At 65.0% G+C, this 25,182-nt stretch carries 27 protein-coding genes and 1 tRNA gene; 12 read left to right on the forward strand and 16 right to left on the reverse strand.

Annotated features, from left to right (window positions below; translation table 11 throughout):
- Positions 1 to 27: 27 nt before the first annotated feature.
- The 4 genes from JQ632_RS20735 to JQ632_RS20750 form a co-directional block, all read right to left on the reverse strand.
- Positions 28 to 852: an ABC transporter permease gene (locus tag JQ632_RS20735; RefSeq protein WP_212404430.1), complete on the reverse strand. Its 825-nt coding sequence runs from the start codon at positions 850 to 852 to the stop codon at positions 28 to 30.
- Positions 845 to 1,618, reverse strand: coding sequence for an ABC transporter ATP-binding protein (locus JQ632_RS20740; RefSeq protein WP_212404431.1), 774 nt, complete (start codon positions 1,616 to 1,618; stop codon positions 845 to 847). The genes JQ632_RS20735 and JQ632_RS20740 overlap by 8 nt, the downstream gene beginning before the upstream one ends.
- Positions 1,619 to 1,730: 112 nt before the next feature.
- A complete protein-coding gene (locus JQ632_RS20745; RefSeq protein WP_212404432.1) occupies positions 1,731 to 2,735 on the reverse strand; it encodes an ABC transporter substrate-binding protein in 1,005 nt (334 codons plus the stop codon).
- Between the two features lie 24 nt (positions 2,736 to 2,759).
- On the reverse strand, positions 2,760 to 4,124 hold the full coding sequence (locus JQ632_RS20750; RefSeq protein ID WP_212404433.1) for an FAD-dependent oxidoreductase: 1,365 nt from the start codon (positions 4,122 to 4,124) through the stop codon (positions 2,760 to 2,762).
- A gap of 154 nt (positions 4,125 to 4,278) precedes the next feature.
- On the opposite strand from JQ632_RS20750, the gene JQ632_RS20755 reads away from it, so the two are divergent.
- Positions 4,279 to 4,533, forward strand: coding sequence for a hypothetical protein (locus JQ632_RS20755; protein WP_249152328.1), 255 nt, complete (start codon positions 4,279 to 4,281; stop codon positions 4,531 to 4,533).
- Positions 4,534 to 4,546: 13 nt separating this feature from the next.
- Here the strand turns inward: JQ632_RS20755 and JQ632_RS20760 are convergent, their stop codons facing one another.
- Positions 4,547 to 5,344 (reverse strand): enoyl-CoA hydratase-related protein, encoded by a 798-nt coding sequence (locus tag JQ632_RS20760; RefSeq protein WP_212404434.1) that lies wholly within the window; start codon positions 5,342 to 5,344, stop codon positions 4,547 to 4,549.
- Between the two features lie 167 nt (positions 5,345 to 5,511).
- Here JQ632_RS20760 and JQ632_RS20765 point away from each other — a divergent pair, with 167 nt between their 5' ends.
- Positions 5,512 to 6,486, forward strand: a complete 975-nt coding sequence (locus JQ632_RS20765) for a ketopantoate reductase family protein (protein WP_212404435.1) — start codon at positions 5,512 to 5,514, stop codon at positions 6,484 to 6,486.
- Between the two features lie 5 nt (positions 6,487 to 6,491).
- Here the strand turns inward: JQ632_RS20765 and JQ632_RS20770 are convergent, their stop codons facing one another.
- Positions 6,492 to 7,169 carry an alpha/beta family hydrolase gene (locus JQ632_RS20770; RefSeq protein ID WP_249152336.1) on the reverse strand — a complete coding sequence of 226 codons (678 nt, stop codon included), beginning with the start codon at positions 7,167 to 7,169 and terminating at the stop codon, positions 6,492 to 6,494.
- Positions 7,170 to 7,295: 126 nt separating this feature from the next.
- On the opposite strand from JQ632_RS20770, the gene JQ632_RS20775 reads away from it, so the two are divergent.
- The gene (locus JQ632_RS20775; RefSeq protein ID WP_212404436.1) at positions 7,296 to 8,441 is read left to right on the forward strand and encodes an acyl-CoA dehydrogenase family protein; all 1,146 of its coding nucleotides are present in this window, start codon (positions 7,296 to 7,298) and stop codon (positions 8,439 to 8,441) included.
- Positions 8,442 to 8,573: 132 nt separating this feature from the next.
- Here JQ632_RS20775 and JQ632_RS20780 read toward each other — a convergent pair whose 3' ends face one another.
- Positions 8,574 to 9,554 carry a helix-turn-helix domain-containing protein gene (locus tag JQ632_RS20780; RefSeq protein WP_212404437.1) on the reverse strand — a complete coding sequence of 327 codons (981 nt, stop codon included), beginning with the start codon at positions 9,552 to 9,554 and terminating at the stop codon, positions 8,574 to 8,576.
- A 160-nt stretch (positions 9,555 to 9,714) separates the two neighbouring features.
- Between JQ632_RS20780 and JQ632_RS20785 the strand changes: the two genes are divergently transcribed.
- Both JQ632_RS20785 and JQ632_RS20790 read left to right on the forward strand, forming a co-directional pair.
- Entirely contained in the window at positions 9,715 to 10,440 is a 726-nt protein-coding gene (locus JQ632_RS20785) for an alpha/beta hydrolase (protein ID WP_212404438.1), read from the forward strand.
- Between the two features lie 342 nt (positions 10,441 to 10,782).
- Positions 10,783 to 12,393: an ABC transporter substrate-binding protein gene (locus JQ632_RS20790; RefSeq protein ID WP_212404439.1), complete on the forward strand. Its 1,611-nt coding sequence runs from the start codon at positions 10,783 to 10,785 to the stop codon at positions 12,391 to 12,393.
- A gap of 60 nt (positions 12,394 to 12,453) precedes the next feature.
- On the opposite strand, the gene JQ632_RS20795 is transcribed toward JQ632_RS20790, so the two are convergent.
- Both JQ632_RS20795 and JQ632_RS20800 read right to left on the reverse strand, forming a co-directional pair.
- Positions 12,454 to 13,593: an amidohydrolase/deacetylase family metallohydrolase gene (locus JQ632_RS20795; RefSeq protein WP_212404440.1), complete on the reverse strand. Its 1,140-nt coding sequence runs from the start codon at positions 13,591 to 13,593 to the stop codon at positions 12,454 to 12,456.
- A gap of 218 nt (positions 13,594 to 13,811) precedes the next feature.
- A tRNA-Arg gene (locus JQ632_RS20800) sits at positions 13,812 to 13,888 on the reverse strand.
- Between the two features lie 159 nt (positions 13,889 to 14,047).
- On the opposite strand from JQ632_RS20800, the gene JQ632_RS20805 reads away from it, so the two are divergent.
- Positions 14,048 to 14,401 (forward strand): VOC family protein, encoded by a 354-nt coding sequence (locus JQ632_RS20805; protein ID WP_212404441.1) that lies wholly within the window; start codon positions 14,048 to 14,050, stop codon positions 14,399 to 14,401.
- Positions 14,402 to 14,568: 167 nt separating this feature from the next.
- Positions 14,569 to 14,862 (forward strand): GYD domain-containing protein, encoded by a 294-nt coding sequence (locus tag JQ632_RS20810; protein ID WP_212404442.1) that lies wholly within the window; start codon positions 14,569 to 14,571, stop codon positions 14,860 to 14,862.
- A 99-nt stretch (positions 14,863 to 14,961) separates the two neighbouring features.
- On the opposite strand, the gene JQ632_RS20815 is transcribed toward JQ632_RS20810, so the two are convergent.
- The 4 genes from JQ632_RS20815 to JQ632_RS20830 form a co-directional block, all read right to left on the reverse strand.
- Positions 14,962 to 15,918 (reverse strand): tripartite tricarboxylate transporter substrate-binding protein, encoded by a 957-nt coding sequence (locus JQ632_RS20815; RefSeq protein WP_212404443.1) that lies wholly within the window; start codon positions 15,916 to 15,918, stop codon positions 14,962 to 14,964.
- 54 nt (positions 15,919 to 15,972) lie between these two features.
- Positions 15,973 to 16,344, reverse strand: a complete 372-nt coding sequence (locus JQ632_RS20820; RefSeq protein WP_212404444.1) for a cupin domain-containing protein — start codon at positions 16,342 to 16,344, stop codon at positions 15,973 to 15,975.
- A gap of 18 nt (positions 16,345 to 16,362) precedes the next feature.
- Entirely contained in the window at positions 16,363 to 17,001 is a 639-nt protein-coding gene (locus tag JQ632_RS20825) for an RraA family protein (RefSeq protein ID WP_212404445.1), read from the reverse strand.
- 142 nt (positions 17,002 to 17,143) lie between these two features.
- Entirely contained in the window at positions 17,144 to 18,166 is a 1,023-nt protein-coding gene (locus JQ632_RS20830; RefSeq protein WP_212404446.1) for an alpha/beta hydrolase, read from the reverse strand.
- Positions 18,167 to 18,374: 208 nt separating this feature from the next.
- Here JQ632_RS20830 and JQ632_RS20835 point away from each other — a divergent pair, with 208 nt between their 5' ends.
- A complete protein-coding gene (locus JQ632_RS20835) occupies positions 18,375 to 18,992 on the forward strand; it encodes a hypothetical protein (RefSeq protein ID WP_212404447.1) in 618 nt (205 codons plus the stop codon).
- A gap of 147 nt (positions 18,993 to 19,139) precedes the next feature.
- On the opposite strand, the gene JQ632_RS20840 is transcribed toward JQ632_RS20835, so the two are convergent.
- Positions 19,140 to 19,346 carry a hypothetical protein gene (locus JQ632_RS20840; RefSeq protein ID WP_212404448.1) on the reverse strand — a complete coding sequence of 69 codons (207 nt, stop codon included), beginning with the start codon at positions 19,344 to 19,346 and terminating at the stop codon, positions 19,140 to 19,142.
- Positions 19,347 to 19,364: 18 nt separating this feature from the next.
- Positions 19,365 to 20,369: a 2-dehydropantoate 2-reductase gene (locus JQ632_RS20845; protein ID WP_212404449.1), complete on the reverse strand. Its 1,005-nt coding sequence runs from the start codon at positions 20,367 to 20,369 to the stop codon at positions 19,365 to 19,367.
- 151 nt (positions 20,370 to 20,520) lie between these two features.
- Here JQ632_RS20845 and JQ632_RS20850 point away from each other — a divergent pair, with 151 nt between their 5' ends.
- Entirely contained in the window at positions 20,521 to 21,114 is a 594-nt protein-coding gene (locus JQ632_RS20850) for a YidB family protein (protein ID WP_212404450.1), read from the forward strand.
- A 38-nt stretch (positions 21,115 to 21,152) separates the two neighbouring features.
- On the forward strand, positions 21,153 to 21,419 hold the full coding sequence (locus tag JQ632_RS20855; RefSeq protein WP_212404451.1) for a GlsB/YeaQ/YmgE family stress response membrane protein: 267 nt from the start codon (positions 21,153 to 21,155) through the stop codon (positions 21,417 to 21,419).
- Positions 21,420 to 21,589: 170 nt separating this feature from the next.
- Here JQ632_RS20855 and JQ632_RS20860 read toward each other — a convergent pair whose 3' ends face one another.
- Complete coding sequence (locus tag JQ632_RS20860; protein WP_212404452.1) at positions 21,590 to 22,375, reverse strand: SDR family NAD(P)-dependent oxidoreductase; 786 nt, start codon at positions 22,373 to 22,375, stop codon at positions 21,590 to 21,592.
- 248 nt (positions 22,376 to 22,623) lie between these two features.
- On the opposite strand from JQ632_RS20860, the gene JQ632_RS20865 reads away from it, so the two are divergent.
- Both JQ632_RS20865 and JQ632_RS20870 read left to right on the forward strand, forming a co-directional pair.
- A complete protein-coding gene (locus JQ632_RS20865; RefSeq protein WP_212404453.1) occupies positions 22,624 to 23,688 on the forward strand; it encodes an acyl-CoA dehydrogenase family protein in 1,065 nt (354 codons plus the stop codon).
- An 18-nt stretch (positions 23,689 to 23,706) separates the two neighbouring features.
- Positions 23,707 to 24,867: an acyl-CoA dehydrogenase family protein gene (locus JQ632_RS20870; protein WP_212404454.1), complete on the forward strand. Its 1,161-nt coding sequence runs from the start codon at positions 23,707 to 23,709 to the stop codon at positions 24,865 to 24,867.
- The last annotated feature ends 315 nt before the right edge of the window (positions 24,868 to 25,182 follow it).

Genomic DNA, 25,182 nt, shown 5'->3' on the forward strand with positions numbered 1-25,182 from the left:
CCCACCCTACGGCTGCGGCGATTGCGGCTACCGCCAGTGTAGCAATTTGGTCTCGAGCAGATTGATCACCTTGCCAACCGCCAGCCCGAACACCGACAGGATCACGACGCCCGCCAAAAGTTGATCCGTCTGCATGAGATTGCCGGCCTGCAGCACGAAGGCGCCGATACCGTATTGCGCGCCGATCATCTCGGCGCTGACGACGAGCAGCAGCGCCACTGACGCCGTGATGCGGAAGCCAGCGAGGATCGAGGGCAGCGCACCCGGCCAGATCACCTTCCGCACGATGGTGGCAAACGGCACGTTGAAACTCTGTGCCATGCGGATGAGGTTGCGCGGCACCGCATCGACGCCGCTATAGACCGATATCGCGGTCGAGAAGAACACCCCGAGCGCAATCGTCGCGATCTTCGGCTCTTCGCCGATGCCGAGCCAGAGAATGAGTAGCGGCAGCAGCGCGATCTTTGGGATCGGGAACAGCGCCGAGATGAAGGTGATGCCGACGCTGCGTGCAATCCGGGAAAGTCCGATGGCAAAGCCGACCGCGACGCCGGCCGCGGTGCCGAGCAGCCAGCCGGCGCCGATGCGCAACAGCGACACCGACACGTGCTGCCAGAGCGCGCCGGAAATTGCGAGCTCGTAGATCGCCTTTGCAATCGCCGACGGCGCCGGCAAGAACAGCGGATTGACCCAGCGCAGGCTGCCGGCGAGCTGCCAGACCGCGATGACGAGCGCGAGCCCGATCCAGCCGCCGAAGCGGCTCGACGCCGGAACGAAGCCTGCGCCGCGGAAACGGACCCGCCGCGTCGCGGCGTCCTTTGGCGTTCCGGCCTGTGCGGCGCGGTCAAGCATGCTGGACCTCGCGCTCGGCGTCGATCGCCTCGGTCCGGATCAGCGACCACAACTGGTTTTGCAGCTCGAGCATCTTTGCGCGGGCCGTCGCCTCGCCGCGCTCGGCGCGCGTCATCGCGACTGATACGACCTCGCGGATGCGGCCGGGCCGGCGCGACAGCACGACGATGCGGTCGGCAAGCCGCACGGCTTCCTCGAGATTATGCGTGACATAGGCCGCGCCCATCGCGCCATCGGCGAGCAGGCGCACGAAGTCCTCCATCAACAGCTCGCGGGTCTGCGAATCCAGCGCCGACAGCGGCTCGTCCATCAGGAGGATCGCAGGCTTGACCGCGAGCGCCCGCGAGATCCCGACCCGCTGGCGCATGCCGCCGGAGAGCTGTTTTGGATAGGCCTTGCGAAAATCGGTGAGCCCGGTGCGGCGCAAGGCATCGTCGACCTGCGCGCGCCGCGCTTGGGCCGAGAGAGACGTATGCAGCAGCGGGAATTCGACGTTCTCCTCCACGTTCGCCCAGGGCAGCAGCGCAAAATCCTGAAACACGAAGGTCAGCGGATTGAGACTGTCGGCCGGCGGTGCGCCGCGGAGCTCGGCCACGCCCGACGTCGGCTGTAGCAGCCCGCCGAGGATCGACAGCAGCGTGCTCTTGCCGCAACCGGACGGCCCGACGATCGCCACCACCTCGCCGCTGCCCACCGTGAACGACACGTCGTCGAGCACGGCGAGTTCGCCGAAGCGGTGGCTGATGTGGTCGGCGATCAGGTCCATTCGGCTTCTTCTCTCTCTCCGCTCGTCATTCCGGGGCGGTCCGCAGGACCGAGCCCGGAATCTCGAGATTCCGGGTTCGATGCTTCGCATCGCCCCGGAACGACAGAATACATCAATCCGCCTTCACGTATTCCTTGGCGATGATCGCATCCGCGTCAAAGCCCTTGTCGGCAAAGCCCTGCTCCTGGAGCCATTTGATCTGGTTGTCGACGTTCTTCACGTCGAGCTTGCCGTCCGGATCGATATAGGCGCAGTTGCCGACCACCTGCTCGACCGGCAGGTTGGTGTATTTTGCGATGATCTCGAGCAGCGGCTTCGTCTTGTCGTTGATCGGCGCCACGCCGTCCTTCATCGCGGCGAGGATGACGTCGTGATATTCGCGGTCGGCCTTGGCGAGCGCGCCGAGCAGCTTTGTCACCAGCGCCTTGTTGGCAAGCGTCTTTGGCGAGGCGAACACCGCGCCCAACTGCCACGGCGTCTCGTCGCCGACCCAGCCCAGGAATTTTGCGCCACCCTCGTCCATCAGCTTTCGCGCGGTGGAGATCGGCAGAAGCGCGGCGTCGACCGTCTCGCCCTTCAGCGCGGCTGACGCGTTCGACAGCGATTGCAGCGGCACGATCTTCACGTCGGCGAGCTTGAAACCGTATTTGTCGGCGAGCAGGCCCAGCGAATAATGGAAGCTGGAGCCGACCTGTGTCATCGCCACGCGCTTGCCGGCGAGATCCTTCGGCGTCTTCAAGCCGGCCGCATAGGCGTTGTTGCTGGCGAAGTAGCCGATCAGGGGATAGCCGGCCTTCTCGCGGCTCATGCCGCCGATCACCTTCAGCGTGCCCTTGCCGGCGAGATTGTAGAGGCCGGCGGTGAAGGCGGTGATGCCGAAATCGACGTCGCCCGAGGTGGTCGCGACCGCGATCGGCTGCGCCGCGTCGAAGAACTTCAGCTCGATGTCGAGGCCGGCATCGCGGAAATAGCCCTTGTCCTGCGCGATGAAGACAGGCGCGGACGACGACAGCCGCAGCACCCCGATCTTGGCTTTCAGCGCGTCCTCGGCCTTCGCCACGCCGATCGTCGAGAGCGCCATCAGGCTCGCAATAGCAAGCCGCCCAACCCAACCCATCCACTATCCTCCGTTTGTCGTCTCTTATAGCCCCTCGGGCACGGCCTGGCCCCGCCCGATGAAAGCCCCCTGCTGGTTCAACGTTTCCTGCAACTTTTCGACCGCGATGTCACGCGGCATCCGGTTGCCGGCGAGCGCCAAGGCCGCCGCGGAACCGGCCGCCTCCCCCATGACAAAGCAGGCGCCCGATACCCGCGCCGCCGATTGGCCCTCATGGGTCATGGAGGCGCAGCGGCCAGCGACCAGGAGATTGTCTACGCCCTCCGGCAGCAGCATGCGATACGGCAATTCGTTGAAGCCGCGCGACTCCGGGATCGGCGGGAAGGTGAAGACGACGTCGCCGGGAATATGGGCCTCGATCGGCCAGCCGTTGACGCCGATGGAATCCTCGAACGAGGCGCAGCCGAGCACGTCCTCGCCGCTGAGCTGGTAGCCGCCTTTGATACGGCGCGTCTCGCGGATGCCGAGCTGCGGCGGCAGATCGACAATGTAGGACTTTTCAAAGCCCGGCACGGTGCGCAGGAACTCGAACGCGGCGAGCGCCTGCTTGCGGCCCTCGATCTCGCCGCGGGTGAGATCGTCGGGCTCGATGCCGTTGATGGCGTGGCCGTCCTCGCGCGCGACTTGCGTGAAATTCACCCGCCACTCGATGCCCGAACGCTGCGGCCGCACGATCGCGCTCCTGCGAGGAAAGCGGTGCGTCCTGGCAGCGGTCGCCTGCTCCATCAATTGCGGAATGGTGCGCCAGGCATCGCCCGCCTTTTCGGGATCGATGCCGTTGAGGCGCAGCATCATCGAGGGATAGAGCGGATGTCCCTGCTCGTCGCCGACCTCGAAGGGCACGCCAGCCCAGGCGGCGAGGTCGCCGTCGCCGGAGCAGTCGATGAAGATCTCGCTGCGCACCGCGCGGCGGCCGGCCCTGGTCTCGACCATCAGCGCGTCGATGCGGCGTTCGTCGCTCATCACGACGCCGGCGCCGAGCGCGTGGAAGAGGATGTCGACCTTATGGGTCGCGAGCAGATCGTCGGCCGCGATCTTGTAGGCCGCTGTGTCATAGGCCTGCGCAAAGACCTTGCCGAGGATGAGGTGCGGCTTGTTCAAGCCGTCGAGCCGGTCGATCCGCGCCAGAAGCTCGGAGGCGATACCTTGCACCAGCCGGTGATGTTCGCCGTGGACGTTGCCATGCAGGCCGCAGAAATTGGTGACACCGGCAGCCGTGCCCATGCCGCCGAGAAAGCCATAGCGTTCGATCAGCAGTGTGCGCTTCCCGGCACGCGCCGCGGTCGCCGCAGCCGCGATGCCGGCCGGCCCGCCGCCGAGCACGGCCACTTCATATTCGCCGTAGATCGGCACCTCGCGGGCAGGTTCCTGGATTGATTTTTGCGGCACGACGACATCCCCGGCAATTGGGTTTTCGCTATCTCGTCAAAGGCATCGGCAATGTAAAGCCCCTGTCGGGCGCATCTGCCATAACATGGCTGTTGCTCGGGATATGCGGACCTGCGAGAACGGGGCCGGATCAGGCGACACGGATTTGACGCTCTTGAAATACGCTCTGCACACATTCGTTGCCCTGATGATCTCCGTCGCACCCGCCGCGGCGATCGAGCAGAATTGCCGCTTCATCCAGGCCAAGGGCGATCGCGAGGCCTGCTACAAGCGGCAGGAGGACGAGCTTGCGGCCAAGCGCAAGCCGCAACCGGCCAGCGAGAGCAAGACGATCGAACAGCTACAGCAGATGCGGCGCGACGACGAGGCAGTCTATCGCAGCATCAACGGCATCTGCCGCGGCTGCTGAACCACAACACCGCCTAGCCGCCGCCCCATTTCGCCGCGCGTTTCTCGGCAAAGGATGCGAGCCCCTCGGCCGCCTCCGCGCTCTGGCGCTTCAATGAATGCAGATGCACGAGCCGTGCATAGGCGGCGTCATCGACGCTCATGCCACCGAACGAGCTTTCCAGCGCGAGGCGCTTGGTTTCCGCCAGGGCTTCAGGCCCGTTGGCGAGCAACAGGTCGACCGTCTTCGCACCGGCCGCCTCCAGTTCCGCAAGCGGCACGACGTCATGCACGAGGCCGATGCGGCGCGCGTCTTCGGCGCCAAAGCGCTCGCCGGTCAGTGCGTAGCGGCGGACCTGGCGGATGCCGATGGCATCGACGAGCTGCGGGATGATGATCGCGGCGGTCAGCCCCCAGCGCACCTCGGTGATCGAGAACAGCGCATTGTCGGCCGCGATCACGATGTCGCAGGCCGAGATCACGCCGGTGCCGCCGCCAAAACAGCCGCCCTGCACCAGCGCCACAGTCGGGACGGGCAGCGTGTTGAGGCGTTGCACGGCCTCAAAGGTGGCGCGCGAGGCCGCCTCGTTCTCCTCCGCCGATTGCGGCCGCACCGAATTGATCCATTTGAGATCGGCGCCGGCCTGAAAATGCTTGCCGTTGCCCCTGAGCACGACGACGCGCAGGTTCGGCTTGGTCCCCAATTCGTCCATCGCCGCGAGCACGCCGGCAATCAACGCACCGTCATAGGCGTTGTTGACCTCTGGGCGGTTCAACGTGACGGTCGCGACCCCGCGCTCGTCAAGGCTCCACAGGACGGGGGTTTCCGACATGGCGTTCCTCTCGATGGCTCGTTCGTTGTAGGCCGCACTATGACCGAGACCGCGGAGCCTTGATCCATATCTTTCCGGTGGGGACGGTCGCGCCCATCGCATGGCGGCTTGTGCCATGCTGGCGCCGGGCCAAGGCAGGGATTTTTCCTCGGACGGGACATCACATCATGCGCATTTGCATCTTTGGCGCGGGCGCCGTCGGCAGCCATCTTGCGGTGCGGCTGGCGCGCGCCGGCCATGACGTTTCCTGCGTGATGCGCGGGGCGCATCTGGAGGCGGTACAGGCCAACGGGCTGAAGCTGCGCGTCGGCGACGCCGAGTGCTCCGCCAAGGTGCGCGCATCGGGCGATCCCGCGAAGCTCGGCCCGCAGGACGTCGTGATCAGTACCCTGAAGGCAACCGGCCTTCAGGGGCTCGTCCCTGCCATTGCACCGCTGCTGAACGAAAATACCGGCATCGTGTTCGCGCAGAACGGCATTCCCTGGTGGTACAATATCGGTCTGCCGCAGCGGCATCCGGCGCCGCCGGACCTTGCCTTCCTCGACCCCGGCGGGCGCCTGCGCGCCGCGATCCCGCGCGGGCGGATCATCGGCGGGGTGATCTTCTCCTCCAACGAGATTGTCGAGCCCGGTGTGGTGCAAAACCTGACGCCGGACCGCAACCGGCTGGTCATCGGCGAATGCGACGACCGCGCCAGCGAGCGCATCACCGAGCTGCGCGCCGCGCTCAGCGACGCCAGGCTCGAATCCTCGCCGATCTCGGATATTCGCGAGGCGATCTGGTCAAAGCTCCTGACCAACATGTCGCTGTCGGTGCTGTGCCTCCTGACCGGGCTAACCGCACGCGCCGTGCGCGACGATGCCACCTTCGGCAATGTCATCCCGCGTTTGCTGGATGAAGCGAACGAGATCGCGCAGCACTACATCCCCGAGGTCAAGCGCGTCACGCGCAGCGGTCCCGCACCGAACCACAAGCCGTCGCTGCTCCAGGATTTTGAGCTCGGCCGCGCCATGGAGATCGACGTGCTGGTGAAGGCGCCGGCCGCCTTTGCCCGCGCCGCGCGCCTGTCGACACCGACGCTCGATTTGATGGCCGCGCTTGCGATCCAGAAGGCGCGCGACAAGGGGCTTTACGCGGGCTGAGCGGCTCAGGCGAGCTTGTCGATCCATGCCGCGAGTGTATCGAGCACCTCTGTCAGCGCCTCGTCATTGCTGCGACCGGATTTCCGCAGGACCGCGAAGGAATGATCGCCGCCTGCGATCACGTGCAATTTCGCCTTCGTTCCAAGATCGGCGATCACCGGCTTGAGGCATTCGAGGTCGGCGAGCTTGTCCCGATCGCCCTGGATGAACAGCATGGGGATGCCGACCTCAGCCAAATGATCGGCGCGCTCGATCGACGGCTTGTCAGCCGCATGCAGGGGGAAGCCGAGGAAGGCGAGCCCCTTCACGCCGGCTAGCTGCGCCTTGGCCTGCGCCTGCGAGGTCATGCGTCCACCAAAGGATTTTCCGCCGGCGATGAGCTTCAGCCCCGCGCATTGCCGCGCCGCCTCCGCCACCGCCGCGCGGACGGCGGCATGGGCAACGGCCGGCGTATCCGGCCGCCCCTGCTTCTTCTCCATGTAGGGAAAGTTGTAGCGCAGCGTCGCGATCCCGCGCGCCGCGAGACCCGCCGCCGCCTTCTCCATGAACGAATGCCGCATCCCGGCGCCGGCGCCATGCGCGAGCACGTAACAGGCGCGCGGATTGGCCGGCTCCATCAGGATAGCGGAGACCGTGCCGATGCGCTCGATGTCGATCTTGAGCTCTGTCGTCGTGGCGGTCAAAATCACTCACCCTGAGCCTTGCAAATCCGGTTGCTTTGGTAGCCTTACCGGCGCAGCCTGAAAACACAATAATTGCCAGCTTGAGCTGGCTTACCAACGCAAATTGCAGCAACGACCGGGGTTTCCATGTCCTACCGCTCCTCCTGGATGACCGAAGAGCTCGACGTCTTCCGCGACCAGTTCCGAAAGTATCTCGCCAAGGACCTGGCACCCCATGCGGAGAAATGGCGCGAGCAGAAGATGGTCGATCGCTTCGCCTGGCGCGGGCTCGGCGAGATGGGCGCGCTGCTGGCGAGCGTGCCGGAAGAATATGGCGGCTTAGGTGCGACCTTCGCCTACGACGCCGCGGTGCTGGAGGACCTCGAAAGCACGGTGCCGGAGCTCACCACCGGCGTCTCCGTGCACAGCGCCATCGTCGCCCACTACATCCTCAACTACGGCTCGGAGGAACAGAAGAAGCGCTGGCTGCCAAAAATGGCGTCGGGCGAGATGGTCGGCGCCATCGCCATGACCGAGCCCGGCACCGGCTCGGACCTGCAAAGCGTCAAGACCACAGCCAGGAAGCAGGGCAATTCCTACGTCATCAACGGCCAGAAGACGTTTATCACCAACGGCCAGGCCGCGGACCTCGTCATCGTCGTCGCCCGCACCGGCGAGCTAGGTGCAAAAGGCATCTCGCTGATCGCGGTGGAGACCGCAGGCGCTGATGGTTACAAGCGCGGGCGCAACCTCGACAAGATCGGCCTGCACGCCTCGGACACGTCAGAGCTGTTCTTCGACAATGTCACGGTCCCGCCCGAAAACCTGCTCGGCAAGGAGGAAGGCCAGGGCTTTGTGCAGTTGATGCAGCAACTGCCGCAGGAGCGCCTCGCGCTCGCGGTCAGTGCCGTCGCCTCGATGGAGCGCGCGGTGAAGCTGACCGCCGACTACACCAAGGAGCGCAAGGCCTTCGGCAAGCCGCTGATGGATTTCCAGAACACCGCCTTCAAGCTCGCCGAGCGCAAGACGGAGGCGACGATCGCGCGCGTGTTCGTCGACTGGTGCATCGAGCGCCTGATCGAAAAGGACCTCGACACCGTCACGGCGTCGATGGCGAAATACTGGTGCTCGGAAAAGCAGGTCCAGACCGCCGACGAATGCCTCCAGCTGTTCGGCGGCTACGGTTACATGCAGGAATACCCGATCTCGCGTATCTTCATCGACTCCCGCATCCAGAAGATCTATGGCGGGACGAATGAGATCATGAAGCTACTGATTGCGCGGTCGTTGTAACTCTCAACTCGTCGTCCCGGACAAGCGAGCAGAGCGAGCGCTGATCCGGGACCCATAACCACAGGAAGTGGTTTGGCGAAGAATCGGGGTTGGCACTTTCGTGGTCGCGCCTGAGGCTGTCTTACGCGTAGCTCACCTCCCCCGCCAATCCCGCGGCCGGCACCCAAACCGCTGCTTGAATCGCCTTGTGAAATGCGACAGGTCCGAAAACCCCCAGTCGAAGGCGATGGCGCCGATGGCGCGATCTGTTTTCGCGGTGTCGTTGAGGTCGCGTGCCGCGCCGTCGAGGCGGCGGTCCATCACATAGTCCGAGAACGTGGTGCCGGCGCGCTCGAACAGTTTGTGGACGTAGCGCTCGCTGATGCCAACCACTGCTGCGACGGCCGCGACCGTGAGCCCCTGCTCGGAGAGCCGCTCCTGCACGGCGCGACGCAGCGCCAGCGCGGTGGCATCGGCAAAGCCTGCGGCCTCCGCCGTCTGCGCGCGGCTGCGGCGGGACAGGCTGAGCGCGACAAGGTCGAGCAGCACGCCGAACAGGCCGACGGCCTCGTCCTCCGTCATCCGTAGCGCGCCGGCATTGAGTGCGCGTGCCGTCTCGACGATGAGGTGGCCGACAAAGGGATCGTCGGAAACGCGCTCGACCCCAAAATCGAACGACGGCGGCAGCCGTTCCCGCAGCGCGCGCGACGGCACCCAGAACGAGGCCACCTCGAGCGTCGGCCCGCGATCGTGCAGCAGCGTCACCTCCCGGTCGCTGTCGCAGATGCCGACCTGGCCGCGCGACAGGCTGACGTCGCGTCCGCCCTGCACCATGCGGCAGCGCCCGGCGAGCTTGAAGTTGAGATAGAAGCAGCTCTCGGTCGACGCCGAAATATCGGCGCGCGAGCGGTTGACCGTATGCTCGGGAAACACCACGCGGTTGATCGCGCCCGCGCCCAGCCTGATGGTTTCGACCTTGGCGGGAAAGCGAGACGTCGTCGCCGATTCCGGCGTCAGGTTCATGAACGCCTGGCAGATCGCCTCGCGATAATAGGAGAACTGCTCGGCGGGGCGTGTTTCCCCGGTATCCCAGATGAAGTGGCGGGGCCGGCTTCCAGAATTGACCTGCTCCATCAGTGCGCTCCGAGACCAATCCGGTTCAGGGCCAGACAAGCGCCCAAACCGCCGATGGGTTCAATATGGCTGCAACAAGGACAACGACCGACATCAAGTCGGCAAGCCCGGCGAGGCCCTTGCCGGGCTGATCTAACCATTCCTGTGAGGGAGCTACAATATGTCGACCTACGTCCTCGTCCACGGCGCCTGGCATACCGGTGCCGAGCTCGAGCCCGTCGCCGCCCCCATTCGCGCCGCCGGACATCAGGTTTACTTGCCGACCATCAGGGGCAATCGCCCCGGCGACGCCAAGACGACGGGCTTGAAGGAGGCGATCCAGTCGATTGTCGATTATCTCGCCGAGAACAATCTGAAGGACGTGATCTTGCTCGGCCATTCCTATGGCGGCATGGTGATCACCGGCGTTGCCGACCTCGTGCCCGAGCGCATCCGGCGGCTCGTGTACTGGAACGCCTTCGTGCCCAACAACGGCGAGTGCCTCAACGACATGGTGCCGCCGCAATATGTCGGGCTGTTCGACATGATCGCTGCCGAGCGCGGTGACGGTTCGGTGGTCCTGCCCTTCCCGATCTGGCGCGAGGCCTTCATCAACGACGCCGATCTGGAGTTGGCACAGCGCGCCTACGACATCCTCAATCCGCATCCGCTGAAAACCTTCAGCGACACGATCGCGCTGAAGACCAATCCGGCCGAGATGCAGATCGCAAAGTCCTACATCAACTGCACCGAGGATACCGCGCTGCCGCATGGCTATCCCTGGCATCCCCGGCTGTCGGAGAAGCTCGGCCTGTTCCGCCTGGTGCAGGTGTCGGGAAGCCACGAGCTGTGCTTCTCCGATCCGCCACGGCTCGCCAACGCGATCATGGAGGCGGGGCGCGACTGAGCCTCATGCGCGCCGCCCACGCGACGGCGCGCATGCTCTGCGCATGTCCGAACAATGCCACCAGGAGAGTGGCGAAGCTCCCATTGTCATCCGGATCAAGATCGACGGCCCGATGACTGTCAAGGGCGCTCGGTGGAGCTGAAAGAGCGGCGCGACCTGATGCAACAAGACGCATGTTTGATCCGATGCGCGACGCGGCACAGCGCTTGCTTGGCGACGGCGACAACGAAATCGGCTTGGCGAAGCAACGCTCGTATTGCGGCTTGTGACACCGGGCCGTAGGCTGTGCCCGATCGCCGGTCACCGTCTGGTCCCGTTTGCGTCAAGTCAGGAGCCTTGCGAATGCATCACGTTTCACGCCGGAAACTTCTCAAGCTTGCTGCCGTTGCGCCGTCGGCGGTCGCTCTCTCCCGGATGCGGCCCGCGTTCGCCGCAAGCGCCGGCAAGACCCTCAACGTCGTGATGCAGTCGGACCTTCGCATCACCGATCCCGGCTTCACGACTGCGATCATTACCCGCCATCATGCCTATATGGTCTACGACACGCTGCTCGGCATCGATTCCAACTTCAAGGTGCGGCCGCAGATGGCCGACTGGAAGATCTCCGACGACAAGCTGACCTACAGCTTCATCCTGCGCGACGGCTTGAAGTGGCATGACGGCGCGCCGGTAACGGCAGAGGATTGCGTTGCCTCGCTCAAGCGCTGGGGCTCGAGCGTCGACGGCATGGCCCGCAAGCTGATGGATTTTACGGCGAGCATCGAAGCCCCTGACGCCAAAACGATCGTGCTCAAGCTCAAGGAGCCCTATGGCCTGGTGCTGGAGACGATCGCCAAGCCGTCGTCGATCTGCGCCTTCATGATGCCCAAGCGCATCGCCGAGACCCCGATCAACAAGCAGATTCCGGAGCAGATCGGCTCCGGCCCGTTCAAGTTCATGCAGGCGGAATTCCAACCCGGCGTCAAGGCCGTCTACGTCAAGAACACCGACTACATGCCGCGCAAGGAGCCCGCCGAGTGGACATCCGGCGGCAAGGTGGTCAAGGTCGACCGTGTCGAGTGGATCACGATGCCGGACGCGCAGACCGCGCTCAACGCGCTGCAGTCGGGCGATGTCGATTTCGTCGAGACGCCGCCGTTCGACCTGCTGCCCATGCTCGAGTCCAATCCGGAGATCAACGTCGCCATCCTGAACAAGTTCGGCTTCCAGTCGTTCGGCCGGATGAATTTTCTGCATCCGCCGTTCGACAATGTGAAGATTCGCCGCGCCGCGCTGCTCGCGATCAACCAGAAGGACGTGCTCGACGCGCAGATCGGCAATCCCAAATATTACAAGCTCTGCGGCGCATTCTTCATCTGCGACACGCCGCTCGCCAGCGACGAGGGCGGCGAAACCCTGGTCAAGGGCAATGGCATGGCGCAGGCCAAGAAGGCCCTGGCCGAGTCCGGCTATGACGGCACGCCCGTCGTGATCCTGGCACCGTCCGATCAGATCCTGCTGAAAGCGCAGCCGGTCGTGGTCGCGCAGCTCCTGCGCGAGGCCGGCTTCAAGGTCGATCTTCAGGCGATGGACTGGCAGACCGTGGTCAGCCGCAGGGCGATTCAGAAGTCGCCCAAGGAAGGCGGCTGGAACATGTTCTTCACCTACCAGGGCGCCGCCGATTCGATGAACCCACTGGTCAACGGCGCGATGGTCGGCAAGGGCACGAATGGCGGCTGGTTCGGCTGGTCCGAGGACCCCAAGCTCGAGGAGCTGCGCGACGCCTTTGCGCGCGCCACCTCACCGGAAGAGCAGAAGAAGATCGCCCTCGAGGTGCAGAAGGAAGCCTACGACCAGGTGATCTACATCCCGCTCGGCCAGTTCCAGGCGCCAAGCGCATGGCGCAAATCGCTCACCGGCGTGATCGACGGCCCGGCGGCGCCGATGTTCTGGAATGTCGAAAAGAAGGAGTAGCTGCGACCACACGCTCGATGTCGTCCCGGCGAAGACCGGGACCCATATGTGGACGGCCCCCTACTTCGGATGCCACCAGCGCCCGCCGATGACGACGCCTTCGGAGGCGATCTTGCGATCGCCGCTCAGATGCTCGTCGACGACGTCGACATAGTCGAACCGTCCTTCCCTGACCGAGATCAGCGTGGCGTCGCCGACGCTGCCTGGCTTGAGGCTGCCGAGCTCCGGCCGCCGCAGCGCCATCGCCGCGTTGACGGTCGAGGCCGCGATCACATCGGACAGCGGCATGCCCATGCAGAGGAACTTCGACATCGTCGTCACCTGGTCGAAGGCGGGCCCGTCGATGCAGAGCTGATGGATGTCGGACGAGATGGTGTCGGGATAGAAGCCGTTGGCGAGCATCGCGCGCGCGGTCTTGAAGGCGAACGAGCCCTTGCCGTGGCCGATGTCGAAGATCACACCGCGCTCGCGCGCCTGAAGCACCACCTTCTTCACGGTGCCTTGCGCTGTCGCGGGCGTGTTGGGGAACGGCCGGAACGCGTGTGTCAGCACGTCGCCCGGGCGCAGGCGTTCGAGCACCTCCTCATAACTCGGCGGCGGATGGTCGATATGCGCCATCAGCGGCATGCCGACCTCCTCGGCGACCTCGAGCGCGATGTCGAGCGGCACGATGCCCGACGTGCCCGAGGCGTGCAGGCCGACCCGCACCTTGATGCCGACGATGAGGTCGCGGTTGGCGTCCGCCACCTCGGCGGCATCGACCGGATTCATCAGCCGCAGCTCTTCGCTCTCGCCGACCATGATACGGTTCGAGAAGCCGAAGATGCCGGCGTGCGAAACGTGCAGATAGGCAAGGATCCGAACCTGGCTCGGCTCGATCACATGCTTGCGGAACCCTGCGAAATTGCCGGGGCCGGCACTGCCGGTGTCCACCGCCGTGGTTACTCCGGACTTGCGGCAAAACTCCTCGGCATCGATGCCGAGCGAGGTGCCGCCCCAATAGACGTGGGTGTGCAGATCGATCAGCCCGGGCGTCACGATGAACTGCGAGACGTCACGCACCTCCGTGCCCGGATCCGCCTTGAGCCCGCTGCCGACCGCGGCCACCTTGCCGGCGGCAAAGGCGACGTCCGTCACCGCGTCGAGCTTTTGCGAGGGGTCGACGACGCGTCCCCTGCGCAGGATCAAGTCGAAAGGCATCAGCATCTCCGGGTGCGGCAATGAGCCAGGACGGCGGGCGAACGACCGTCAGGAAGGAATGAGCCTTTGCTTTAGCAAGTTTTGGACCGGCCGAGCAAACGACCGGCAACGCCGCGCTTGTCGGATTCGACGGCACAGGAGCCGGACAATGAACTCGCTGGCAGAACGGAGAAACACCGCCCAAAGGACGGGACGTGGCGACGATGCGATGAAGAAAATGGCGATCCCGGGAAGACTCGAACTTCCGACCTACGGTTTAGGAAACCGTCGCTCTATCCGGCTGAGCTACGGGACCGCGGAACCCGCGAGACAGGTTCGGCTCCCTCATAGCAGAGCGGAATTGGGATCGCCAGTCGCAAGACCGGCCGCTATCTGCCGGCCGGCTGATCGTCATACCGCGCTTGACGATTATACAATGGGCTCGGAGTGCGAACTCAGCCCAGGAGCCGCCATCATGATCGAGGGCATCAGCGCCATCACATTCGCCACTCATGACATGCGCCGTGCCGTGCACTTCTACCGCTCGCTCGGATTCGAGATCCTGCACGGCGGCGAAGCCGCGCCTTTCACCAGCTTTCGCGCCGGCACTGGCTATCTCAATCTGACGGTGCAGCCGGACAAGCGCTGGTCCTGGTGGGGGCGCGTCATCTTCTATGTCGCCGATGTCGATGCGCTCTACGAACGCGCTCTGGCGGCCGGATGGCAGCCGAGCACGACGCCGCGCGACGCCGAATGGGGCGAGCGCTACTTCCACCTCACCGACCTCGACGGCCACGAGCTCAGCTTCGCGCGGCCCCTGCGGCCTTGAAGCGGTCGGCTTTCGCTGCGCGCCCTCCCGATACTTGCTGGACGGCAGAATAAGTCACGCCCGCTGACCTTCGCCGAGATTCCGTGGCTCGGCCGCGGCAATTGTGGCAAGCTCGCCACGATTTCCTCTTGCCGGTTTGCACAAGGTCCAACCCAGGGAGGACGACCATGGTAGCGTATGTCGTACTGGCGAACTTCACCGACCAGGGAATCCGCAACGTCAAGGACTCGCCGAAACGGGCCGACGCCTTCAGGGAGATGGCGAAGACATTCGGCGCAACGGTGAAAGAGATCGTCTGGACACAGGGGCGATATGACGTCGTCACCTTCGTCGAGGCTCCGGATGAGGCATCCATCATGTCGCTCAGCCTCAGTCTCGGCGCGCTCGGCAATGTTCGCACCGAAACGCTGCGCGCCTATTCGGCGCCGGAGATGACTAAGATCGTCGGCCAGATGCTCTAAGAGACGCGTCGGCGCGGCCGATCCCGTTGTCGGTCGGCGGCCGCGTGACGACGCCTGAGCACGAATCGGGATTGAGCCGGGCTGGCGGCTGGCGTCACCTCACGCCCTGATGTTGTTCTCGCGCACGACCTGGCCCCAATAGGCGACCTGCTTGTCGAAGAAGGCCTTGAACGGGGCCGCGTCCTCGAGCAGCAGCGTCATCTGCTGGGTTTCCTTGAGCTGGGCCGCGATCGCGGGCTCGCTCAAGATGTCCTTCACCGATTTTGCCATGGCCGAGGTGATGTCGGTCGGCGTGCCGGCGGGCGCAAAAATGCCCCACCACGCCAGCGTCTCGAAATCCGGGAAGCCGGCTTCGATCGCGGTCTGCGTGTCCGGAAGATTCGGCAGCCGCCCGCGGCCCAATTGCAGGATCGGGCGCAGCAGGCCGGTCCCGAGTTGGGCTGCGACCAATGCCGCAGAGCCCGCGATCAGATCGACATGGCCGCCGAGCACGTCGTTCATGGCGGGGCCGCCGCCGCGATAGGGCACGTGCTGGATCTCGACGCCGGCCTTCTTGCCGAGCACCGTCATCGCGAGATGGCCGAGCGTGCCGATGCCGACGGAGGCGTATTTCACCGCGCCCGGGCTTTGCTTGCAGGCCGCGACCACGTCGGCAAAGTTCTTGTAGGGCCGGCCGCTATTCGCCGCGATCACGTAAGGCGCGGTGCCGACGAGGAAGACCGGGACCAGTTCGCGCTCGACGTCGACCGGCGGCTTGTCGAGGATGGTCGGGATCACCGCATGGGAATCGAAGGTCACCAGGAACGACGTGCCGTCCGCCGGGCCTTTTGCGACCTGCGCCGCACCCAGCGCGCCGGCGGCCCCGGCCTTGTTCTCGACGATCACGACACGGCCGAGCCTGGTTTGCAGATTGGTCTGCAGCAGCCGCGCCAGCGCGTCGGTCGAGCCGCCCGGCGGAAACGGCACCACCAGCGTGATTTTTGGCGCCTGCGCGAAAGCTGGCCGCATTGCCAGCACGGCCGGCGCGGCCAGCAGGGTTCGTCGCGTGATCGTCATGTCGTCCCTCCCCTTTTGATTGCTGCCGGTTGTTCTTGTTGTGCAGCGTTGTCGTCAGGCCGTGCCGAAGCCTGAGCCCGCCTTCTTGTATTCCGGTCTTGGCGGACTGAAGATGTCGAGCACCCGCGCGCCGTCAGGTCCCGCGCGCATCGTATGCGGCACGTTGCCGGGCGTGCGCCAGAAATCGCCCTTCTTCACCGGAATCTCCTCGTTGCCCTGGACACGGATCGCCGAACCCTCGAGCAGCACGCCCCATTGCTCCTCGGGATGATGATGCAGCGTGCCTTCCGCGTGCGGCGCCAGCGTGACCACCGAGAGCATCGCCTGCTCGCCGGAGAAAATGCGCGTGGTGAGCCCCGGCGCGAGATCGCGGAACAGGCCGTCCGAGGGGTTGTCGAGATTGTGGAATTCATCCTTCTGGCTCACCGCGTCCTCCCCTCCTGATCAGGATTTTCCATAAGACCCCTGGTAACGGCCCTCGCGGATCGCCTTCAGCGTCTCCTCCTCGCGCGTGACTTGCGCGCGCACCGCCTCCAACAGGCCTGCGGCGATGCTTTGCGGAAACGACACCACGCCATCCTCGTCGCCGACGATGATATCGCCGGGTGCAATCACGCAGCCACCGACCGAGACCGGCACGTTGATCTCGCCCGGGCCGCTCTTGTAGGGTCCGCGATGGATCGCCGCGCGCGCATAGACGGGAAAGTCGGATGCCGCGAGCGCGCCGGCGTCGCGGATCGCGCCGTCGATGACATAGCCCGCCGCGCCCCTGTACAGGGCGATATTGGTCATGATCTCACCGACCAGCGCGCGCGTCTCGTCGCCGCCTCCATCGACGACGATGACGTCATCGGGCCCGACCATCTCCAGCGCCTTATGGATCGCAAGATTATCGCCGGGGCGGGTGCGGACGGTGAAGGCGACGCCGAGCAGCGGCCCGCCGCGATGGAAGGGGCGCAAGCCCACGCAGCCCGGCAGCCGCGCGAGATTGTCAGAGATGACCGAGGTCGGGGCGCTCCGGAAGGCCTCGAGCAGATCCTTCTGCGGCTTTGCGACGCTCGTGGCCGCAATGGTGATGGTCATGTACGCAATTCCCTTGGGTTCGAGCGTTCAGTCAGCGCGCGCAGGCGTCGTCGACGGCAGAATGCAAAAACGCGCGCGCTTCCTTCATCCACACCGGGCGGAAGTGTAACAGCCGCAACAGTCCCTTCAAGGTACGTCCGGTCTAACGATCCGCCGTGCAGCCCGGCAGATCGAACAGGGCGGCGAGCCCGCATTTCGAGGTCAGCATCTTGTCGCCGTCGTGCCCGACGCCGGCGACGTCCCAGAGCTTGTGATTGGGCGCGCCCTTGTCGCGCTTGGCCATAGCTTCCGCATAGGCATGGCCGCGCGCGTAGCGATAGGGGCCTTGCGCCTTTGCCATGCAGCTCTTGTCGAGCGCCGGATGCTCCGGATTGGTGTCGAGCGTGCCGAGCAGATAGATCACCTCGCGCTCGACATAACGCGCCTCGAGCGCGGCGGGAGTTGCGTCCGCAAGATAAGGCGGCCGTTCGTCCATGCCGTATTTCCAGTTGTTGTAGCCCGAGCAGGATGCGGCGATCGCGCGCTCAGGCCGTTCCGCGCTGAAATAGGCGTAGGACGACGGGTTGGAGACGACATAGCGGATCTCGATATGCTGGCGCGACAGCGTCGCCTCGCCGCGGCCCGCGATGGCGTAGCGCTGCGCGACCTGGCCGCCGCCCGAATGGCCGGCGACCACGACCTGCTTGAGGTTTGGGAAGATGCGCCGGTCGGACAGTTTTGCCAGGATCGCATCGAGCGCCTCGAACGACGACACCGGGTTCGGCGCGAGCGCGGCATCGCCGCCTTCCCAACCCTCCAGCGACCAGCGCAACGTATCGGCCGGCAGCTTGTGTGCCTCGATGTCGATCTCCGCCAGAAACTGCGGCACGATCATGAGCGTTGCCTTGCCCTCATCGCCCGCGGCGAATTGCGCCGTCGTGGCCGACTGGTAATAGACGTCGGCGTTGCGCAGGCGGCCATGCAACACGATCACGGCGCGCGAGATCGCAGGCAGCGGCAATGCCCAGTCGCTGGAGAGATAGAGCGGCAGAATGCCCTGGCTGCCGACCGCGAGCCGCGCATCCGCCACGACCTTCACGGGCTTACGATTGGGCGCGTCCTCATCGGCGCCCTGAGCATGGCTGACAAACAGGGCGATGAATGCGAGATATGTCGGCCACCTCATGTCCAAGAATCCCCGCCGCTTTGAGCTATTCCAAACTCTATGCGCATGACCACGGTTGCGGCTGTGACTTGGCGGCCACGTCAAGCAAAAAATGTCAGCACTACAGTCCTGAAAAAGACCGGTTCCATGGGTGACAAATCGCCGGGAAACAGGCAAAAATTTGCCCGATTCAGTTCGGGTTGAGTTCCATATCATTTGCATCTGGTGAATGGCGTCCGTGATCGCATCGCGTAGCACTGCGTTAGCTGTTGGCTTGGCTGCGGGATTCGTCCTGCTGCCTGTGCACGCCCATGCCCAATGGTGGAAGCGCGCGCCGGTCGATTTCGAGGACTGCGCCGATCGCGCCGAAAAATCTCCGACCAAAGCCGAGAAGACGGCGGCGCTCGCTGAATGCAATGCGAAATATGCCGGCCGCCGCAAGGTGGGTGGCGGCTACACCTATTACGACTTCCTCCAGGATCGCACGTTCGACATCGCCGGCCCCAATCCGACGCTGGAAGAGCAGAAGAAGATCGACGAATCCTACGCCAGCTATCTCGGCAATGAGCGCCGCAGCAATCTCGCGGCGGAAGCCGCCGCGAAGCAGCAGCATCAAAAGCAGGAGCAGGTCCAGCAAGTCGCGTTGCGCAGCACCGAGACCGAGCGTGTGCCGGTGCCGGTCGAGCGCCCCAAGCAGCAGCAACAGCCCGCCGCAAGCAGCGACGCGCGGCCGCGACCGAAGAATTGCGCCAAGGGCTCGTTCTCCTGCGAATGGCCGCGGCTGTCCGAGGGGCTGAACGAGTTGAAGAAACTGTTCAGCCCGCCCTCGGGCAAGAAGAAGGGCTGAGCATCAGCACGGTGCCGTAGGGTGGACAAAGGCGCGGAGCGCCGTGCCCACCGCCATGCTCAAGGATCGAAGACGCATGAGGTGGGCACGCTTCGCTTTGCCCACCCTACCGCACCGATCAATCGGCACGAACGACGCACCAATCGCTCAGTTCGCGTGCTTCTTCTTCGAGGACTTGCGGTGCGTCACCGCCGGATTGACCGTCGCCGGCATGCTGGTCGTCGCCGAGCGGCTCTCCTGCAGCCGCCTGTCGTAGCCGGGCGACGGCGTGACCGTCGGCGGCGCGGCCAGCACCAGCGCAGGTGCGCTCACCAGCGTCATGACCAGCATCGACGCGATCAGATGAAACTTCATCGCACGTCTCCTCGTGACCTAACCGCCCCGGATTTGCTGCGGCGTCAGTTTTGGCGGACCCTGGGCCGCCTCCTCGGCCTGCCTGATCAGCGCGACAATGCGGCGTGACAGCGGCACGTCGACGCCATGCCGCTCTGCAAGCGCAATGATCGCGCCCTGGAGGTAGTCGATCTCGGTCTTGCGGCCATGTTTCAGGTCCTGCCACATCGAGGAGCGCGCCTCGGGGTCGATCTTCATCGTGCGTCCCAGGATCGCGTTGAAGATGGGATCGGGCAGCTTGAGCAGGAACGGGGTCCAGGCCGGCGGGATCGGCGTCGACGACACCGGCTTGATGCCGGCCGCTGTCAACACGGCCAGGCCTTCCGCCATCTGGTCGGCGAACAATCTTCGCCATTCGCGGCTCGCGAGCTGCGCGCGCAGCGGCATGTCGGACAGAGCGGTCATCGCGTTGTTCAGGTTGATGAGCAGCTTGCCATACTGCACGCCGACCATGTCTTGGCTCGCGCGCATCGCGAGCCCCGGCACCGAGAGCTGCGCCGCCGTGTCAGCCGCATCCCCCTCGAGATGGATATCGCCGGAGGTCGAGCGGTGAAAGCGCCCCTCGCCCATCGCGATGACGTTGAACGGAACCATACCGGCCAGCACGATCCGGCCCGGGAGGTGCTCGCGCAGCACGGCGACATTGCCGATGCCGTTTTGCAGACTGACGATGACGGCATCCTGCGGCGCATGCTTCGCGATCAGGTCGGCGACCTCTGCGGTGTCGGCGCTCTTCACGGTGACCAGGACCGCGCCAACACTATGAAAGATCGAGGCATCCTCGGACAGCGCAAGCCGGCCGGCGGACAATCTTTGCTCGGACCCGTCGAAATCGGTCAGCCGGAGCCCGAACCGCTCGATCTCTGTCTTGACCCGCGGCCGCACCAGGAGCGCCACGCGCTGACCGCGCGCGGCCAGCATGCCGCCGACAAAGCAGCCGATGGCACCCGCGCCCGCCACCGCGATCGGTCGATCCGTCACCACCTGTCCCTGCTCCTCGGTGTCGTTCCCAACTTCGATAGCAAAGGTCGTGCCTGCTGCCCATCGTTCGGTTGTACCAGAGGGCGCCTTGTAACCGTCATGAGAGGCCAATATGTTTTCGTCCCAGGGGCATGTTCAGCGGCAGGAGATCACCATGGGTCTACTCGACGTCCTCAACGGCATGCAGAACGGCCCCCGCGGGCCGAGCGCACCGAGCCCGCAGGGCTCAGCTGAATCCTCCGGCGGCATGTCACCGATGACCATGGCGCTGCTCGGCCTGATCGCCTGGAAAGCCTTCAAGCATCTGACAGCAGGCCAGCCCGAAGCTGCGCCGCAGCCACGCTCTCCGCTGCCGCCGCAGACACCTGCGAATGCGGGCGGCGGGACCGTCGCGGCTGGCGGCGGCATGAGCGACCTGCTCAAGGGCGGCCTCGGCGGCCTGCTCGCGGGCGGCGCGGCCGGCAGCGTGCTCTCGGGCGGTCTCGGCGATCTCCTCAACCAGTTGCAGCAGAGCGGCCATGGCGACACGGCTAGCACCTGGGTCGGCAAGGGCGAGAACAAGGCGATCGCGCCGGGAGATCTCGCCAATGCGCTCGGCGCCGATCAGATTCAGAGCCTGTCCGCGCAGAGCGGCCTGTCGCGCGACGACCTGCTCGCCGGTCTCAGCCAGTATCTACCGCAGGTGGTTGACCACCTGACGCCGGACGGACGGCTGCCGACCGAGAACGAGCTGTCGGGCAGAATCTGATTGAGATACGATCTGATCAGAGCAAGGGGAGCGCGGACATGAGCGGGATTCTCTGGATCATCATCGTCGGCTTCGTCGCCGGCCTCATCGCAAAATGGCTGTCGCCGGGACCGAACAATCCCCAGGGCTTCATCCTCACAACCGTCCTCGGCATCGCCGGCGCATTCCTCGCGACCTGGATCGGCCAGGCCATCGGCCATTACAGCCTCGACCAGGGCGCCGGCTTCATCACCGCCACCATCGGCGCGGTGGTGGTGCTGTTCATCTGGCACCGGCTGGTAGCGAGCGGCGTGATCAAGGGGTGACGGCGCAAGCCGTCGCGGGGAAGCGGCAAGCTGCTTCCCAACGTCATGCCCGGGCAGAAGCGCGAAGCGCGTCTTCGCGCTAGATGTCCTGGGCATCCACGTTCTTCGTCCCACGCGGAGGCGCGTGGATGGCCGGGTCAAGCCCGGCCATGACGACGGTGAGAGTTCAATCACGTAATCAGGTGCATCCCCGCATCCATGCGCACGATCTCGCCGGTCATGTTGCTGGAGGCGGCCGTCGCCAGGAAGCAGACGAGTTGCGCGATATCCTCGGCCTGTGAGGCAACCTTCAGCGGTACGCGTGAAACCACGGTGTCGCGTACCTGTTTTGCCGCTTCCTCGCCGCGGCCCTTGGTGAACCAGGGCGTGTCGATATAGCCGGGGCACACCGTGTTGACGCGGATCAGGGGCGCGAGCGCGCGCGACAGCGACAGCGTCATCGTGTTCAGCGCACCCTTGCTCGCCGCATAGGCGATCGACGAGCCGACGCCGCTGATGCCGGCAACCGACGACACGTTCACCACAGCCGACGGCCGGCCCGACGCCTTCGCACCCGCTTCCAGCAGGCTGCGCGCGGCGCGCACCATCTGGAACGGGCCGATGGTGTTGACGCCGTACACCCTTTGGAAATCTTCCGCCGACAATCCGTCGAGATCGGCATGCGCGACGTGCTTGGTGGTGCCGGCATTGTTGACGAGCACGTCGAGCCGGCCCCAGCCGGCCGCCGCCGCGACGATTCTGCGGCAGTCTTCGTCGCGCGAGACGTCGCCCTGCGCGACGAGCACTTCCGCCGCGCCCGCCCCGCGGCAGACTTCGGCGGTCGCCTCGGCCTCGTTCTTGCTCGACGAATAGTTGATGACAAGCCGCGCTCCGCCCCTGGCGAGAATTTCCGCGGTCGCAGCCCCAAGCCCGGATGCGGACCCCGTCACGATTGCGCACAAGCCGTCGTTAGCCATCCGGGATATCCTCTCTCTTGTTCTGTTTGCGGCGCCTTGTTTAGCGAGTTTGGCGACGCCTGCAAATCGACCATACTCCGCTAAGCGGAATTCTTCCCATGCCGCCGCCGCAGATGGGCTTGCGAACAGCGCTTGTCAGGACGATGGCTTTTTCCGATCATCGGGCGCAAGAAGACTTGCTTAAGAAGACTTGGCATGCCCGTCCTTCAGCCGGACGGGTCTTGCCCAAGCAAAACACGGGGAACGCTGTGGCGGAGAGTGACAACATCATCGTCGAGACCGCGGAGAAAATCTTCGCCGATCTCGCCGACCCGCAGACCATCAATCACGACAAGAAGGACGCCTGGAAGGCGCCGCTTTGGCAGGCGCTGAGCGATGCCGGCCTGCCCTTGTCGTGGGTGCCGGAAGATTGCGGCGGCTCGGGCGCCGACCTTGCCGACGGTTTTGCGCTGCTCAACGCCGCCGGCCGTTTCGCGGTCGCGGTTCCCCTGGCCGAGACCATGCTCGCGGGCTGGCTGCTCGCCCAGGTCAAGATCGCCTCGCCCGGTGGCGAGATGACCGTGCTGCCGGCAAGCCCGAAGGACAAGATCACGCTGAATGCGGACGGCTCGCTCTCCGGCCGCGCGCGCGGCGTGCCCTTCGCCAAGGTCGCAAAGCATTTTGCGGTGCTGGCGCACGGCAATGGCGGCGTGTCGATCGTACTGGTCGATGCCGGCCAGGCGCGTATCGAGGCCGGCCTCAATGTCGGTTATGACCACAGCGATACCGTGACGCTGGACAAGGCTCACGCCATCACGATCAAACCGGCGCCGAGAGGTTTTGACCAGACCCGGCTGATGTTGATGGGCGGTGTCGCCCGCAGCCTGCAGATCGCGGGCGCGCTGGAATCGATGCTCGACATCTCCGTGCGCTACTCCAACGAGCGCGTCGCCTTCGAGAAGAAGATCTCGAAATTCCAGGCCGTGCAGCACAACCTCGCGCGCCTTGCCGGCGAGTCCGCCGCGGCCCTCGCCGCCGCGACGTCGGCGGCCGATGCGATCGCGAACGCGCCCTCCTTCAACGACGAAGTGTTCCTCGAAGCCGCTGCGGCAAAGATCCGCTGCGCGGAGGCGGCTGAGAAGGGCGGCGGCATCGCGCACCAGGTGCATGGTGCGATCGGCTTCACCAGCGAGCACATCCTGCATCGCTATTCACTGCGCGCGCTCGCCTGGCGCGACGATTTTGGCTCCGAGAGCCATTGGGCGGTCGAACTCGGCAAGCTGGTTGCAAACCGCGGCGCCGATGAATTGTGGCCGCTGGTGGCTTCGCGCTGATTTGGGGACGAGACAACGATGACCGCTGCCCTCCGTTTCGATCCGATCCGCCTGCCGGAAAAATGCGAGCAACTGCGCAAGGAAGTGCGTGCCTTCCTCGCCGAGGAGATCGCCGCCGGCACCTTCGATCCACACAAGCCCAACCGCGAAGACACCGACGTACCGGAATTTTCCCGCAAGGTCGGCGCCAAGGGCTGGCTCGGCATGACCTGGCCGAAGAAATATGGCGGCCAGGAGCGCTCCTTCCTCGAGCGCTACGTGGTGACCGAGGAGATGCGCGTGGCCAACGCGCCGACGCGGCGCTTTTTCGTCGCCGACCGCCAGAGCGGGCCGGTGCTGCTCAAATACGCGCCCGAGCACATCAAGATGGACATTCTGCCGCGCATCTGCCGCGGCGAGATCTGCTTTGCGATCGGCATGAGCGAGCCGAATTCCGGCTCCGACCTGTTCGCGGCCAAGACCCGCGCGACCAAGACCGACGGCGGCTATCTCGTCAACGGCACAAAAATCTGGACCTCGTCGGCGCATATCGCCGACTACATGATCGCGATCTTCCGGACCTCGCCGCCGACCAAGGAGAACCGCCGTCACGGCCTGACGCAATTCCTGGTCAAGATGAAGCAGCCCGGCATCCAGGTGAACCCGATCGGCCAGATCACCGGCCAGTACGAGTTCAACGAAGTCGTGTTCACCGACTTCTTCGTGCCCGACGACCACGTGCTCGGCGAGGTCGACGGCGCCTGGAAGCAGGCGACCTCGGAACTCGCCTATGAGCGAAGCGGCCCGGAGCGCTTCCTCGAGACCTACTACGTGCTGACCGAGCTCGTTCGCGCGGTCGGCCCCAACCCTGACACGCGCAGCGCCGAAGGCATCGGCCGCCTCGTCGCGCAGCTCCACACCATGCGGCGCATGTCGGTCTCGGTCGCCGGCATGTTGCAGGCGGGCAAGGAGCCGGTGGTCGAAGCCTCCATCGTCAAGGACATCGGCACCGTGTGGGAGCAACAACTGCCGCACCGCGTCCGCGATCTCGCCGCCTTCGTCGAGGAGACCGCGACCAACCGCGAGACGCTGGAGCGGCAGCTTGATTTCGCCATCAAGACCGCACCGAAACTCACTATCCAGGGCGGCACCACCGAAGTGCTCCGCGGCATCATCGCCCGCGGACTTGGTTTGCGCTAACGCGAATGAGGACGATGCTGCAGCCGCACGCTCCGTTCACCTCTCCCATGGGGAGAGGTCGATTTGCGCCAGCAAATCGGGTGAGGGGCTATGCCTTATCGAGGGACCGCACCCCTCACCCGGCGCTACGCGCCGACCTCTCCCCATGGGAGAGGTGATTCTTCGGGTCCTAACCGGCTACATGGGTAACAGAATAGACCGGCGACATGGGTAACAGGTCAACTGTCGGCAAGGAGGGCTTTGCCGATGGGTTGGAAGGAGACCTGTGCCGTGGACGAGCGGATGCGCTTTATGGTGGCGGTTGAGAAGGGCGAG

It is taken from the genome of Bradyrhizobium liaoningense (assembly GCF_018130955.1).
Taxonomy (GTDB): domain Bacteria; phylum Pseudomonadota; class Alphaproteobacteria; order Rhizobiales; family Xanthobacteraceae; genus Bradyrhizobium; species Bradyrhizobium liaoningense_C.

What these genes read in the sequence shown, in the direction of transcription:
- JQ632_RS20735 (WP_212404430.1), bottom strand. Translation starts at nt 852, where the DNA reads ATGCTTGACCGCGCCGCACAGGCCGGAACGCCAAAGGACGCCGCGACG.
- JQ632_RS20740 (WP_212404431.1), bottom strand. Translation starts at nt 1,618, where the DNA reads ATGGACCTGATCGCCGACCACATCAGCCACCGCTTCGGCGAACTCGCC.
- JQ632_RS20745 (WP_212404432.1), bottom strand. Translation starts at nt 2,735, where the DNA reads ATGGGTTGGGTTGGGCGGCTTGCTATTGCGAGCCTGATGGCGCTCTCG.
- JQ632_RS20760 (WP_212404434.1), bottom strand. Translation starts at nt 5,344, where the DNA reads ATGTCGGAAACCCCCGTCCTGTGGAGCCTTGACGAGCGCGGGGTCGCG.
- JQ632_RS20765 (WP_212404435.1), top strand. Translation starts at nt 5,512, where the DNA reads ATGCGCATTTGCATCTTTGGCGCGGGCGCCGTCGGCAGCCATCTTGCG.
- JQ632_RS20775 (WP_212404436.1), top strand. Translation starts at nt 7,296, where the DNA reads ATGTCCTACCGCTCCTCCTGGATGACCGAAGAGCTCGACGTCTTCCGC.
- JQ632_RS20780 (WP_212404437.1), bottom strand. Translation starts at nt 9,554, where the DNA reads ATGGAGCAGGTCAATTCTGGAAGCCGGCCCCGCCACTTCATCTGGGAT.
- JQ632_RS20785 (WP_212404438.1), top strand. Translation starts at nt 9,715, where the DNA reads ATGTCGACCTACGTCCTCGTCCACGGCGCCTGGCATACCGGTGCCGAG.
- JQ632_RS20790 (WP_212404439.1), top strand. Translation starts at nt 10,783, where the DNA reads ATGCATCACGTTTCACGCCGGAAACTTCTCAAGCTTGCTGCCGTTGCG.
- JQ632_RS20795 (WP_212404440.1), bottom strand. Translation starts at nt 13,593, where the DNA reads ATGCCTTTCGACTTGATCCTGCGCAGGGGACGCGTCGTCGACCCCTCG.
- JQ632_RS20805 (WP_212404441.1), top strand. Translation starts at nt 14,048, where the DNA reads ATGATCGAGGGCATCAGCGCCATCACATTCGCCACTCATGACATGCGC.
- JQ632_RS20810 (WP_212404442.1), top strand. Translation starts at nt 14,569, where the DNA reads ATGGTAGCGTATGTCGTACTGGCGAACTTCACCGACCAGGGAATCCGC.
- JQ632_RS20815 (WP_212404443.1), bottom strand. Translation starts at nt 15,918, where the DNA reads ATGACGATCACGCGACGAACCCTGCTGGCCGCGCCGGCCGTGCTGGCA.
- JQ632_RS20825 (WP_212404445.1), bottom strand. Translation starts at nt 17,001, where the DNA reads ATGACCATCACCATTGCGGCCACGAGCGTCGCAAAGCCGCAGAAGGAT.
- JQ632_RS20830 (WP_212404446.1), bottom strand. Translation starts at nt 18,166, where the DNA reads ATGAGGTGGCCGACATATCTCGCATTCATCGCCCTGTTTGTCAGCCAT.
- JQ632_RS20835 (WP_212404447.1), top strand. Translation starts at nt 18,375, where the DNA reads ATGGCGTCCGTGATCGCATCGCGTAGCACTGCGTTAGCTGTTGGCTTG.
- JQ632_RS20840 (WP_212404448.1), bottom strand. Translation starts at nt 19,346, where the DNA reads ATGAAGTTTCATCTGATCGCGTCGATGCTGGTCATGACGCTGGTGAGC.
- JQ632_RS20850 (WP_212404450.1), top strand. Translation starts at nt 20,521, where the DNA reads ATGGGTCTACTCGACGTCCTCAACGGCATGCAGAACGGCCCCCGCGGG.
- JQ632_RS20855 (WP_212404451.1), top strand. Translation starts at nt 21,153, where the DNA reads ATGAGCGGGATTCTCTGGATCATCATCGTCGGCTTCGTCGCCGGCCTC.
- JQ632_RS20860 (WP_212404452.1), bottom strand. Translation starts at nt 22,375, where the DNA reads ATGGCTAACGACGGCTTGTGCGCAATCGTGACGGGGTCCGCATCCGGG.
- JQ632_RS20870 (WP_212404454.1), top strand. Translation starts at nt 23,707, where the DNA reads ATGACCGCTGCCCTCCGTTTCGATCCGATCCGCCTGCCGGAAAAATGC.